At 60.4% G+C, this 13818-nt stretch carries 11 protein-coding genes; 9 read left to right on the forward strand and 2 right to left on the reverse strand.

The genetic code is table 11. The features are described from left to right. From RA21_RS19465 to RA21_RS22430, 9 genes are all read left to right on the forward strand, one after another. Complete coding sequence (locus RA21_RS19465) at nucleotides 1-1341, forward strand: TRAP transporter large permease (protein WP_019295358.1); 1341 nt, start codon at nucleotides 1-3, stop codon at nucleotides 1339-1341. A gap of 67 nt (nucleotides 1342-1408) precedes the next feature. Continuing rightward, nucleotides 1409-2212, forward strand: coding sequence for an IclR family transcriptional regulator (locus RA21_RS19470; RefSeq protein WP_019295357.1), 804 nt, complete (start codon nucleotides 1409-1411; stop codon nucleotides 2210-2212). 479 nt (nucleotides 2213-2691) lie between these two features. Further along, nucleotides 2692-4050, forward strand: a complete 1359-nt coding sequence (locus tag RA21_RS19475; RefSeq protein ID WP_029204736.1) for a sigma-54-dependent transcriptional regulator — start codon at nucleotides 2692-2694, stop codon at nucleotides 4048-4050. 24 nt (nucleotides 4051-4074) lie between these two features. Next, entirely contained in the window at nucleotides 4075-6018 is a 1944-nt protein-coding gene (locus RA21_RS19480) for a sensor histidine kinase (protein ID WP_039151940.1), read from the forward strand. 248 nt (nucleotides 6019-6266) lie between these two features. Next, complete coding sequence (locus tag RA21_RS19485; protein WP_019295354.1) at nucleotides 6267-7988, forward strand: OFA family MFS transporter; 1722 nt, start codon at nucleotides 6267-6269, stop codon at nucleotides 7986-7988. Nucleotides 7989-9688: 1700 nt separating this feature from the next. Then, on the forward strand, nucleotides 9689-10762 hold the full coding sequence (locus RA21_RS22125; protein WP_052257721.1) for an AraC family transcriptional regulator: 1074 nt from the start codon (nucleotides 9689-9691) through the stop codon (nucleotides 10760-10762). A gap of 209 nt (nucleotides 10763-10971) precedes the next feature. Next, on the forward strand, nucleotides 10972-11397 hold the full coding sequence (locus RA21_RS19495) for a hypothetical protein (RefSeq protein WP_152610593.1): 426 nt from the start codon (nucleotides 10972-10974) through the stop codon (nucleotides 11395-11397). A 3-nt stretch (nucleotides 11398-11400) separates the two neighbouring features. Beyond that, nucleotides 11401-11802, forward strand: a complete 402-nt coding sequence (locus tag RA21_RS19500) for a hypothetical protein (RefSeq protein ID WP_152610594.1) — start codon at nucleotides 11401-11403, stop codon at nucleotides 11800-11802. A gap of 14 nt (nucleotides 11803-11816) precedes the next feature. Beyond that, complete coding sequence (locus tag RA21_RS22430; RefSeq protein WP_082009009.1) at nucleotides 11817-12359, forward strand: GNAT family N-acetyltransferase; 543 nt, start codon at nucleotides 11817-11819, stop codon at nucleotides 12357-12359. Between the two features lie 433 nt (nucleotides 12360-12792). Here RA21_RS22430 and RA21_RS19510 read toward each other — a convergent pair whose 3' ends face one another. Beyond that, nucleotides 12793-12981: a hypothetical protein gene (locus tag RA21_RS19510; protein ID WP_152610595.1), complete on the reverse strand. Its 189-nt coding sequence runs from the start codon at nucleotides 12979-12981 to the stop codon at nucleotides 12793-12795. A 70-nt stretch (nucleotides 12982-13051) separates the two neighbouring features. Further along, the coding region (locus RA21_RS22925) for a hypothetical protein (RefSeq protein ID WP_193748096.1) at nucleotides 13052-13818 on the reverse strand (767 nt) is incomplete at its 5' end.

Raw genomic sequence — 13818 nt, forward strand, 5'->3', positions numbered from 1 at the left:
GTGGATCCTGCCCTGATCGGCCTTGTGGCCTTTGCCGTTATGCTTGTGCTTCTGGCCATTCGTGTGCCGATTGCCTTTGCCCTGATCGGCGTGGCGACGCTGGCGGCCTTTACAATCTTTGCGTTCCGCACTGGCACCTTCATGCCGGAACGTGCATTCCGGGCGACCTCGTCGCTAGTCTTCAACAACTCGTTCGATCTGCTGCACTCCTTCGATCTGTCGATGATCCCGCTGTTCATCGCGCTGGGAAACATTGCCTATCGCGCCGGGATCACCACAGCGGTTTATGACGCAGCCAAGGTCTGGCTGCTGCGCCTGCGCGGCGGCATTGCGGTGGCATCGGTGATGGGCTGCGGCGGGTTTTCCGCCATTACCGGCTCCAGCCTGGCCTGTGCGTCGACCATGGGCAAAATCTGCACGCCTGAAATGCTGCGCCTTGGCTATGACCCAAGGCTGGCAACCGCCAGCGTCGCTGCCGGAGGTACACTCGGCTCTCTGATCCCCCCGAGCATTCTGTTCATCATCTATGCGATCTTCACCGAGACCTCGGTGAACAAACTGTTCATTGCCGGCATTCTGCCGGGGCTGCTGACGCTGGCGGGTTTTGTCCTGGTCATTGCGATGTGGATCAGGGCGGACCCGGCGGCGGTACCAGCCCGCGGCGAAGCTGCCAGCTTTGCCGACAAGCTGACAGCGTTCCGAAGAGCATGGCCCGCAGCCGTGATCTTTGCGGTGATCGTGATCGGGATTTACGGCGGGTACTTTACCGCCACCGCGGCGGCGGCAGTGAGCGTTGTGCTGACTGTGCTGATCGGCCTGGTGCAGCGGCAGCTTGATCTTGCAGGCATCTGGCAGGCGGTCCGGGAAACCTGTGTTCAAACTGCCGCGATCTTCTTTGTAGCGGCGGGTGCCAAGATATTCGTTGCGGCCATCGCGCTGACGGGCATGGCCCCGGCGCTGGTGGATTGGGTTTCGCAGGCTGAATTCTCGACCGCGACGCTGCTGTTTGCCATCTGCGTGGTCTATCTGGTGCTGGGCATGTTTCTGGATCCGATCGGGATCATGGTTCTGACCTTGCCGCTGGTGGTGCCGCTGGTGGAATCCTACGGGCTGAACTTGATCTGGTTCGGTGTCGTCGTAGTGAAATTGCTGGAGATCGGCCTGATTACGCCGCCGGTGGGGCTGAACGTTTTTGTCCTTTCAAATGTCGTCGGGAGAGAGGCTCCTGTCGGCATGGTTTTTTCCGGCATCTGGCGGTTCCTCAGCATCGACGTGATTGTGCTGCTTTTGCTGGTGGCTTTCCCGTCAATCTCTCTGGTGCTGTCAAATGCGGTTCAGTAGTATTGAGGATGAGCGAACAGTGAATACCCCGTGCAGGCCTGACGCCCGCATAGATACAGGAAACACCATGCCAGCCGATTCCTCGGACAAGAGATTTGCAAACACACTGGCGCGGGGTCTTACAATTCTGCGGGCATTCCGCCCGACGGATGACGGCCTGGGCAATCTCGAAATCTCAGAGCGCACCGGCATTCCGCGGCCGACGGTGTCCAGGCTTACCTTCACCTTGTGCGCGCTTGGATACCTGACCCATGGGCGGCGGCACGACAAATACCGCCTCGGCCCGGCGGCGCTTGCATTGGGGAACATCGCGGCCGCTTCCTTTGCCTTTGTCGAGATTGCTTCACCGGTGATGCAGCGGCTGGCAGATGCAACCGGCACTTTGACAGCGATCAGCATCAAAGATGACCAGCGGATGCTGCTGACCAGGGCCTGGCGGCCAGTGAATTCATCTGCGATCTGGCTGGATGTCGGCTACCGGATGCCGCTGCATACGTCTTCCAGCGGCAAAGCGTATCTCGGGGCGCTCAACGATGAGGAATTTGCCCGTTTTCTTGAAAGCCAAGGCGATGAGCCAGAAGAGTTGCTGGCGGAATTCGCGGCAATCAGACTTGCCGCGCACGACGAGATCCTGGCTGACGGCTACACTCAAGTGCGGGGGGGAAACCGGTTTTCCGAGACCATCAACGCCGCCGCTGTGCCATACCGTCCGTCTGACTTGGGGGAGCCGGTGGCTTTTCTGGCAAGCTCGACCTCAAAGCAGCTTACTGATAAGCGCATCTCTGACGAGGTTGGCCCGGCACTTGCCGAGGCTGTGTCTGAGGTCCGCAGGATGACAGGTCAGCAATCGGCGCTGGTAATGAATGAATAGGGAATCCCGGTCGCTACCGCCCCTGCCGGCGAATTTTCGGTGTTCTGTCATCCCTCGCGGCGCGTCAGGAGCCATCGTTTGATGGCAGCTTCTCAGGTCGTTTAAGACAATTGTGCGTTTTGCAGCATTCGCCTGGTTGGGCTCGCAGATTTCCTTGGATGGACAAGCCTGGCTAGTCGCCTTCAAAGCACGGTATTTCTTTCGCCCGCCGGTATCCTGACCGCGGTTCGGCGTTGATGCTGTAACCGCCCCAGCGCACCTGAAGACGGATAGATCGTTTACTGATCTCCTAACCGGCTCAATCCCGCGGCGGGTCACAGTATGCCGCCCGCTGCTGAACGATAACCGGGATATTGCCAGTTCACTCAAGCTACAGCTTTCAGAACACAGCGCCCTGCAGTGAGCAAGGCCCTGTTCTCTCGACAATGCGCCGGAAAGCGACAATAGTCCAATACCGCCCACACAGAAAAGCGGCAGGTATGACAAATACAGATATGGCAAGGCTGGCCGACCCGCTCGGGCAAGCAAGTATTCTCATCGTGGACGATGAGCCAGGAATGCGTAATTTCCTAGCGAAAACACTGCGCCCTCTATGCCAGTTGGTGGATGAAGCCGAAGACACCGGAGCCGCAACCGCCCTGCTCAATACCCGGCAATATGATGTGATGATCCTCGACAACATCATGCCTGGCCAGAAAGGCCTGGACTGGCTGGAGGAGCAGCGGCGTGAAGGCGGCTTCACCGATACCATCCTGATTACCGCCTATGCCGATCTGCAGACGGCAATCGACGCGCTGCGGGCCGGGGCGTCGGATTTCGTTCTGAAGCCTTTCCGCTCCAACCAGATCCTAAATGCCCTGCGCCGCTGCATCGAGACGGCGCGGCTGAAGCGCGAGAACATGCTGCTGCGGCGGGAGCTGGAAACCGCTGGCCCTGGCCGCCGCCGCCGCCGCGAGCTGGTCGGGGCGTCGCCTGCAGTTGGCCAGGTGCGCGCCTTGCTGGACCGGGTGGCCCAGGTCTCGACTCCGGTGCTGATCACCGGCGCCTCCGGCACCGGCAAGGAGGTTGCCGCACGCCACCTGCACGCGCGCTCCAGCCGCGCCGGAGCGCCTTTCGTGCCGGTGCAATGCGGCGCCATTCCGGCGGACGTGATTGAATACGAGCTGTTCGGCCATGCGCCCGGCGCCTTCCCCGGTGCGCCGGCCGGGCGCGAAGGCCTATTGGCCTCGGCGCAGGGAGGCTCCGTATTCCTCGATGAAATCGGCGAACTCAGCCCTTCGGCACAAACCGCGCTGCTGAGGGTGCTGGAGGATGGACGCATCCGGCCAATCGGCACCGAGCGGACGGTGCAGCTCGATGTCCGCTTCGTGATGAGTTCCAGCCGCGCGCTGGACGAAGCGGTGGCGGCGGGCACTTTCCGCGAGGACCTGCTGTTCCGCATCAATGTGATCGAAGTGGTAATGCCGCCTTTGCGGGAACGCGGCACCGATATCGTTGAGCTTGCCGGGCTATTCCTGTCCGAAATCGCTGCCCAGCTGCAGCTGCCGCCGCTGGAGCTGTCCGCCAGCGTCAAATCCGCCCTGCTGCGCCATGACTGGCCGGGCAACATTCGCGAGCTGCGGAACTTCGTTGAACGCTCCTTGATCTTCGGCTGCTTTTCCCTGGACACGCTGGCCCCGGCCCGTCCCGCTGCCGACATCCTGCCGCTGGAGGAGGTCGAGCGCCGCGAAATCCTGCACGCGCTGGAAGCGGCCGGCGGCAACCGCAGCGAAGCGGCGCGGCGGCTGGGTGTCTCGCGCAAGACCATTGACCGCAAATGCGCGGCCTGGGGGCTCTGAGCCGTGCGCAGGCTGCGTTCGCTCATGCGGTCGGTCCGGGTCCGGCTGCTGCTGATCGCACTGCTGCCGATGCTGGTGCTGATGCCGCTGCTGCTGGGCATTGCCACCTGGCGCTGGTCGGAAAAGACCGACGGCCTTTTGATCAGCAAGGTGAACGGTGACCTGACCATCGCCGACCAGTATCTGGCCAGGCTGACCGCCACCTCGGGCGAGCTGCTGGATGCGGTGGCGCAATCGGTCCGGTTCCGCAGCGCGCTTGCGGCGGGCCGTTCCGCCGGTTTCCTGGCCCAGGAACAGGCCCGGCTCGGTCTCGATTTCCTCTATCTCGCAGGACCCGATGGCCGGGCCGGTTTTACGCCCGCTGACTGGCCTGTCATCCGCGGCGCGCTGCAGGGGCAGTGGCAGAGCGCAGTCGACATTCTGCACGCTGCCCAGCTTGACACGCTGGCCCCCGGTCTTGCCGCCCGCGCGGCCATCCCGCTGGTGGAGACCGAAGCGGCTGTGCCCACGGACCGTACCGCCGAGACCCGCGGCATGATCATCCACTCCGCGGCCCCGGTGGTCCTGCCGGACGGCCAGAAGGCGGTTCTGGTGGGCGGGCGCCTGCTGAACCGCAACCTGGACTTCATCGACACCATCAACGCGCTGGTCTACCGCGAGCAAAGCCTGCCGGAGGGCAGCCAGGGCACCGCCACGCTGTTTCTGGAGGACGTGCGGATCTCCACCAATGTGCGGCTGTTCGAAAACGTGCGTGCGCTCGGCACCCGGGTCTCGGCCGAGGTGCGCGGCCAGGTGCTGGGGCACGGTGATGTCTGGCTGGATCGGGCTTTCGTTGTGAACGACTGGTACATCTCCGCCTATGAGCCGATCCTGGACAGCCGCGGCAACCGGGCCGGAATGCTTTATGTCGGCTTTCTGGAAACCCCGTTCCGCCAGGCCAAGCGCAGCACGGTGCTGACGCTCGGCGGGGCCTTCCTGCTGATCGCGGCGATGTCGGTGCCGATTTTCCTGCGTTGGGCCGGCCGCATCTTCCGCCCGCTTGAGGGCATGACCCAGACCATCGCCCGGGTCGAACAGGGGGATCTGGCCGCCCGCAACCAGCCGCAGCAGGACGGCGGCGAGATTGCCCGCGTGGCGGCGCATCTGGACAGCCTGCTGGACCAGGTGCAGGAGCGCGACCGGCAATTACGCGGCTGGGGGGAAAGCCTGGAGGCCAAGGTCGAGGAGCGCACCGCGGATCTGCGCGAGGCAAACCGGCGGCTGGAGCGGACCACCGAACGGCTGATCGTCTCGGAGAAACTCGCGGCGGTCGGCGAAATCACCGCCTCCGTCGCGCATGAGATCAACAACCCGGTGGCGGTGATCCAGGGCAACCTGGACCTGGCCCGGACGGTGCTGGGCAGCCATGCGGAGCCGGTCGAGGAGGAATTCCGGCTGATCGACGATCAGGTCTACCGCATCGGCGTGATCGTCTCCAAGCTGCTTCAATTCGCCCGGCCCGAGGAATACTCCGGCGCTTCCGGGCTGATTTCCCCGGCCGAGGTGGTGGCCGACTGCCTGGTTCTGACCCGCCATCAGATCGAGGCCACCGGGATCGAAGCAGAGGCGCATCTGGCCAGTACCGGCCAGGTCCGGATGTCGCGCACGGAATTGCAGCAGGTGATCGTCAATCTCGTCCTGAATGCGGTGCAGGCGATGCCCGGCGGCGGCCGGCTCACCCTGACCGCCGAGGATGCCGCCGGTGGGGTGCTGCTGACCGCAGAGGATACCGGGACCGGCATCCCGGCGGACCTGCTGAACCGCATCTTCGACCCGTTCTTCACCACCAAGCAGGCGCAGGGAACCGGGCTGGGATTGTCGATCAGCCATCAGCTGGTGAGTCGCGCCGGCGGCCGCATCACCGTGCAGTCAGAACCCGGGCAGGGCAGCCGGTTCGAAATTTTTCTGCCCTCGCCCGCTGCCGCCTGATCCGGACAAATTGGCGCGAAATCGCAGGCCCCGGCTCCCCGGTGCGGACAGAATGTCCCGCAACCGTCTGCAGAGGCCTGGCAGGGTAGACAAAATGTCACGATAAGACATTGTTATTGCTAAATTATTTATTTGACAGCTGGGTCATCTCTCCGCCTTTGTCAAGCTACGGCACATTGCCGCGGGCCATTCGGGGCGGCCGCAATAGGAGGTTGCAGCCGCCGGAACAGCACTAGGGAGGACACCACATGAGTACGCCATCATCCGGCGGGCTGAGCTTTCTGCACAAGGACCACATCACCGCCAAACCCGGCTTCAACCGCTGGCGGGTTCCGCCAGCATCCATCGCCATCCACCTCTGCATCGGCTCGGTTTATGCCTGGTCGGTGTTCAACCCGCCGCTCACACGCGAGCTGGGGGTGGTGGCCTCCAGCGCCGATGACTGGAGCCTCGGCTCTGTTGTCTGGATCTTTTCGGTCGCCATCGTCTTCCTCGGGCTGGCCGCCGCATTTGCCGGCAAATGGCTGGAGGAAGTCGGCCCGCGCATGGTGGGCGTTGTGGCAGCGCTGCTGTGGGGCGGCGGCTTCATTGTCGGCTCGTTCGGCATTTCCAGTCATCAGCTGTGGCTGGTCTATCTCGGTTACGGCGTGCTTGGCGGCTGCGGGCTGGGACTGGGCTATGTCTCGCCGGTTTCAACGCTGATCCGCTGGTTTCCCGACCGGCGCGGCATGGCAACGGGCATGGCCATCATGGGTTTCGGCGGCGGAGCGATGATCGCCGCACCGGTTAAGGGCTGGCTGCTGGATTTCTATGAAACCGCGCCCACCTATCTGGGCGCCAGGGATGCGGTGCAGACCGTGGTCGAAAACGGCCGGGTCTTTGCCGAAACCGCACAGGGCAAAATCGAGGTGGTGATCGCCAGCGCGGCGCAGGCTGCCGAGTTCGGCGGCGAGGCCGGCGCCTATGCGGTGGGCACCGGCAATACCGGCGCAGCGCAGACATTCATGACCCTGGGCGTCGTATACTTCGTCGTGATGATCCTGGCCGCCTTCCAGTACCGGGTTCCGGCCAAGGACTGGAAGCCTGAGGGCTGGGAGCCGAAGCCTGCCGCCTCGGGGCTGGTGACGCAGAACGACGTGCATATCGACCAGGCGCTGAAGACGCCGCAGTTCTGGCAGCTGTGGGTGATGCTGTGCTTCAACGTCACCGCAGGCATCGGCGTGATCGGTGTCGCCAAGACGATGATGTCCGAGATTTTCGGCTCGGTGATGCCGCTGGTGGCAACCGCCGCTTTCGCCTCGACCTATGTGCTGATGATTTCGGTCTTCAACATGGTCGGGCGGTTCTTCTGGGCGTCTGCCTCGGACTACATCGGGCGCAAGGCAACCTACATGTGCTTCTTCGTGCTGGGCACTGCGCTCTACCTGTCGATCCCCTATTTCGCCTCTGCCACCGCGGCCAATCCGTCTCTGGTCTACCTGATGGGCTTCTACCTGGCCACGATGCTGATCTTCTCGATGTACGGCGGCGGCTTTGCCACGATCCCGGCCTATCTGGCCGACATGTTCGGCACCATGCATGTCGGCGGCATCCACGGCCGCCTGCTGACTGCCTGGTCAACCGCGGGCGTGCTCGGGCCGCTGGCTATCACCTCGCTGCGGCAAATGTCGGTAACTAATGCGGTGCAGGACCTGGCCGCCAAGGTGGACCCAGCCGCCTTTGCCGCGAAATTCGGCGCGCCCGTTGCGCAGCTTGACCAGCTGGTGGCAGCCAAGACCGTGACCATCGCCAAGCTGATGGAAGTCGCACCGGCCGGCACCGTGGATCCGACGCCGAGCCTCTACAATACAACCATGTATTGCATGGCGGCGTTGTTGGCGGTGGCCTTCTTTGCCAACCTCTTCATGCGTCCGGTGAAAGAGCACCACCACCATGACGAACCCGAGCTGCAAGCTGTTCCGGGTGAATAACAATGCCAGCCGGGGCGTCTTCTGCGCTCCGGCTTGTGACCCGCATTCAAGACAGCAAATTTCCAAGCAGAACTTCAAATTACTGCCGACGTAACCGGAAATGCGGCAAACTTTGTGCGGGTACCATTCCTGCGCCTGGCTATCCACAACGCGGCATCCGTTACGAACTGCAGCGTGTAACTATCTCCGAATGGCCGCTTGCCGATTCTCAGGACAGAAATAGGGCTATTGCAGAAGGCACTAGCTACTCGCCCGCACAACTCAGGGGTTAAGTTGCTTTGGGTTGATTGCCGTCGTTGCCCCGAGCGGCTGCAGCGGGTGCTTTGTCCCGCTCCTCCTTGGTCGATCCACGTTGCGGCGGAAGGGTGGATTGAATTTGGCCCCTCGGACTGACTTTCAACGGCCGGTTTGGCGACACATGCTGCTTCACAGCGAAAACCACGCCGCACCCGCGAGCGAATGCTGCGTCAGCAAACACCAGGAAGGGCAACGGCAGCAAAGTCCCGCACTGTGTGAGCTCACCGGCTGCATAACCTCGCAGTTGCAGCGAACGACCGAAACGGCGGGCCGCGCCGCAGCAGAAAACCTCGGCTGGCTGCGTCAAACGGCCGAGTTTGCAAAGGGCGCTATCTGCGCAGTGCGACTGCCCTAGGCCGTTCTTGCTGCGCCTGCAGCGAACGGCAGCAAGGTCCCGCTCTGCTGTGCTTCGGGTGCCGGTCATGGAACGGCCGCACAGCACCACTTCGCGACATGCCGCACATGCGAGAGGATACCAGGGGGCGGACGGCCGCAAAGGGCTCATCCCGGGATCCTCTGCTGACCAGTTGGCAGCCCGTTTTTGCTGATGTCCCCGCCCAGCCCTGGGATCTACGCGATCGGCGGTATGGGGTAGGATGCAACTTGATATCTTCCGAACGAGAAAGAAGAAGCAAAATCTCTGACTAGTTTCCTTACACCTTGCCAAGCGCTGCACGTCCTTATAGGAAAAGGTTGACATAGACCTTCGGGGGAGTTGCGGGTTCGATTCCAATTGCAGCCATCACACTGCTCATCAGCATCAATTTTCTAACGTTTCTGAGTCTACTCGGAAAATCAATTGGAGGAGAGATAATGATGAACAATAGTAAAGAGACTTGCGAAGAGAAGACCAAGGCTTGTGATGACAGTAAAGCAACGAAGCACGTACGGTTCTACAAACGATACACTTCTCAATTTATTGAGACCGCGGTGTCGATGAGCGTAAGTGTGATGGCGGCTGGTTCCGCCTGCCTCATCCTATTTGCAGGGACTGCGCCACATTGCGTTGGTGCGGTCCCTGTTTCTATAGATGTCTTCGGGTAGACTTGCCTTATACAACCGTTTAACGCCGATATCTACCTGCCGCACCTGCACGATGTAATGAGACCGCAAACGGCCGCTTTGGGCTCGCTCCTGCCGTACGCCGCGTCAGGCGCAGTCGGACCGAAGAGCCCACAGTGACTGATGCCGCGGTATGAATAAACGACCGGTTCCTAGGGTTTGATCGACCCAGAATGGCGGCGAAGAAGTGCGGAAACGTGATCCAGTACGTCAACGCATGTCGCTCCATAGTCAACAGGCCAAACAGCGGCTAGTGTTCCGATGGAAGCTGGCGGCAAGTCCAGGGACCTAGCAAGCCCCCTAGGTGAAGTGATGCCGCGCCTGATTTTTGAGCTGAATACATGACGTCCATACCAGTAGCCTGGCTTATCTCGATTTTTGCGCTCTTGATTGCCGCCATCGTGTTCCGGCAGGTGCGCATGCCGTTGTTTGCGCGGGTGAGCTTCGGTGTCGCGCTGATCTCGATCGCTGTTGTCGCCGTCTTCGTCGGCGTCCGGTTTCAGTTCAACGACCCAGCCTTCCTCGTGTTGCAGCCCTATCTGGCAGCGGTGACCGCCCCGGCTTTCTGGGCCGGTTTTCACGCGCTGACCACCCAGGATGGCATGCCATCCTGGGATACAATGAGACGGGGCATTGGCATTGTTTGCCTCGCCTGGGTGATCACGGCGCTTCCCTTTGCGTGGTCCGCCTCAGCTGCGGTGATCCTTGTTAACTCGGTTTATGTCATGCTTCTCTTCGGCCTGCTGCGGTTACCGGCCGAGAGATATGTCCATGTCCCGCCTCAGGCGTTTCCCGCGCTCAGGATTTCCCTTTGGGGCAGCATGGCGTTCCTGCTGCTTGTGCTTTTGATCGATTCTACTGTCCTAGGCACCGGCCTAGCCGCTGGTGAGGCGCGCGCGATGAGGCTTTTGTCCGATGCCGCCGTTGCTGTTGTTGCAACAATATGCCTGGGTGTCGCCGCAGGCCTTGCGTTTGCCATTGGCGCAGGCCGGCAGCCGGAAGATGATGCGAAGGTCTCGTCCGAGCCTCAGGACGAAGATCTCAAGGTGTTTGCGCGCCTGACGGAAATGATGGCGGAGACAAGCCTTTACCGGGATTCTGAGATAACTGTCGCCCGCCTCGGCCGGCGATTGGGCGTACCTGCGCGATCCGTCTCCTCGGCGGTCAACAGAGTGACCGGCGAAAACATCTCGCGCTATATCAATGGATTGCGGGTGCAGCACGCGGTCGGCTTGCTGAAGCGCTCTGACCTCCCCGTGACGGACATCATGCTTGAGGCCGGGTTCACCAGCAAGTCCAGCTTCAACACGGAGTTTCGCAGGATCACCGGCAAAACACCATCCGAGTACAGGAAATCTGGAGGCGGTGTTGCGCCAGACGTTCTGAAACCGGTTTCCGCACGTTCGGCATCGTGATACCGGGCGCGGCCGGCCTGACATTTGTTCTCTTTCTGCTGCAGCCCCAGGAACCCCGGGGCGGATCTGCAGCAAGGGATGACCGACCAATGACCCAATCAACTACAAGATCCATACACGCAGCAAAATATACCGCGCTTGCAGCTGCCCTGGCCGTTGCGCCCTTAGCGGCACCGCTAGCGGCAGAGCAAACAGCCGGCGACCGTGCCGTGATAACCATTCCCACGCCCAGGTCTGCCAATCTGCTGCAGCTGCGCGGGATTGGTGGGCGCGGTACCGCGCTTTTGCAGGTTGATGGTGAGTGCTACGGCATGCCGGTGCGGCTGGTTGCGGGCGACTTTGCAGGGCTACAGGCGGGCGTGCCGCGCAACACTCCCATCGTTCTGCACATCCGGGACCCGCACATTGTCAACGCGCTCCTGAACGGCACGGACATTGTCAGCGACGGGTCAGAGGTGGCCAATTATCCGGCAAAACGGTCTGCTGGCATCCTGATCCAGTCGGGCCTCACGGCGGAAACGGGCTTTGTCATCAATCCGGGCAGCAATCTCTTGGCTGACATCTTTGGCGTGCACGCTTCGCAAACACCCTGCGATGAAATGGACGCGGCCCAGCCGGCAGGGCCAGAGGGCTGACTGATGGCAACGCTTCCTGTTCTACCGCCTGTCCTTCGTTTTTCTTTCATTGTTCTCTACGGTTACGGAGCGGCTGTCCACGTCGCCAACATGCTCAGTTGGACCGGCTTTGACTGGGGGGCGGCCCCCTTGAAATGGCAGGTGCTCGACGTGGTCTATCTTGCTCTGGACTTGGCTGTGGCTGCAGGCCTGCTGTTGCAGAAGGTATGGGGCATGGTTGCCCTCATCTTCGCAGCGTGCAGCCAGATCCTGCTCTATTCCCTGTTTCGAAACTGGGTTTTGGATGTGCCGCCTGAATTTGAGGTCGGACCGTCCGAAGCGGCATATCTGGATGGCCTTCTCTTGTTCCACACCGCCTGTCTTCTTGCGATCAGCATCGTGGCTTTGCGCAGCCGGATGCATTAGCCCCGGTCTGATTGATGCACAGCCTTAGATCCCAAGGTTTTGTTACTGCCTGCGGTAAAACCCGATATGCCGGTTCAGCAGGCGATCCAGCCGCAAGGAGGTTTCTCGTGTCATATAATTTCCGCATCGCCCGTCCAAGCGACATCTGCCGCTGCATCGCCATTCGCGCGCGCACAAGAGAAAATGCAGTGTCCGAAGCAGAACTGGCCCAGAGGGGTGTAACTGAAGCCAGTTGGCGCAAAGATGTCGAAAACGGCCTGCTCAAAGGCCATGTGTGCGAAGTTGATGAAGATGTTGTGGGGTATTGTTTTGCTGACCAGACGACGGGTGAGATTGTGGTGCTGGCTCTTTTACCTTCCCACGAGTTCAAAGGCATCGGAAAAGCATTAATTTCACTGGTAACAGACGATTTGCGCGGGCGGGGCTTCAAGAGGATCTTCCTGGAATGCACCGCCGATCCAAATGCCCGTTCCTATGGTTTCTACCGGCATCTGGGATGGGTACCTAATGGTGTTCGCGCTGGGAATGGCGATGAGGTTCTGGAACTCATTCTCTGACAGGCGTTCCCGAACACAGGTCATGATGCAACGCCTTGACTCAATCTTTTTCAAGCCAGCCGTTTTGCCTAACCGGATCTCCAATAAGTGGTGGATCAAAAGGGCGTCGGAATGCCGTCATTGTTGTCAGCATAACCAACGACCGCTCCGTCCGGCTCAACCGTCTTTGCCAGGCGGACTTTCAACGGCCGCTTAGTACCGGTTCGTGACGTGCCGCGCGCGTAAAAGACCGGGAAACGATCAAGGTCCGCATAGGGCTCATGCCGTCGGCGGTTTGGGGGGCGAAACACCATGGGAGTGCAGGGGATTGCGCACATTTTCGGTGTCTTCCGTTGACTATAAGGTCCTTTCCCATAAACTTTTCTCAAAGGTTCCCCTCCGATGATAAGAACCCAAGGGGTTCTCCGTTTAGGTAGTCGGAGGGGTCGTGACCTCATTCACTATCAATCCAATCAAGCAATCCCTGCTTGAGTTGTCTTCTTGCGTCAACGATCAGATACAGTGTTTGGTCGATGACCTCCTCGTCTTTTGATGCATAGGCTGCTTCGAGAAGAGCGAATTGCTTATCTGGATTTGCTGCGAGTTCTCTGTCGCCGGTCTCTGACTGTTCTGGAATATCCATAGATTTGCCTCTCATTGCTTTGGATGGCTAACCGGGCGGTGTTTCACACCGCAAATCGGGCACCTGATGGTCAAGTTTGCCGTCCGCTGAGTTCTGCTGGAAGTAAATCCCGCCGGTAAACCCGGACAAAGCATGCAGTTTCCTCAATTGCCGGGATTTCTGCACGGTCCAGTTTTCGCGCCATGTGAATTGGCGCTATCTTTGCTCCCTCAGCTATCTGGCCCAATGTCAGGTAACGGGTTTCAAATGCCCGTATGCTGTCTTGTGTTATGACAGCGTGGTGGTGGTTGGTGTCCGGATTCTGCCGTACGATCTGTTTTAGGATGCCTGCATTGCGCAGAGCCCGGACAGAGCTGATTCCAATCTGAAGGTATCTGGCGGTCTCCGCCGGTGTCAGGTCGCCTAACAAATCTTGTTGCGTTCTGACAGAACCTTCTTTGCAAGGCACGTGGATGGACCGCAGCCCTTCACCGCCTCCGGACCGCACTAGTTTCTCTAATTCTCCGTTTTGCCAAAGCTGGATTATCCGCACCAATCCGATTCCGTTCTCCCTGCAATACTGGCTGATGGGCAGGTACCCCTTGCTGTTATCAACCTTGGGCAGCTCAGATACTGCTTCCGTTAATCTGTCCAGGTCCTCCAGATAGACATACCGTAACGCGGTTCCGAATTTGATGGATCGCAGCAGCCCACAGTTGATCAATGCCTTCACTTGGACAGGCCGCACTTGCAGAGCCGCAGCTGCGGCTGTGAGATTACATAATCCGCTCCAGAATTTGAGCGCCCTGGCCAGTTGGTCAGGTGTAGTTTCTGTCAATTGTCTGACGTCAGCGCCAA

This window comes from Leisingera sp. ANG-DT (assembly GCF_000813785.1).
Taxonomy (GTDB): domain Bacteria; phylum Pseudomonadota; class Alphaproteobacteria; order Rhodobacterales; family Rhodobacteraceae; genus Leisingera.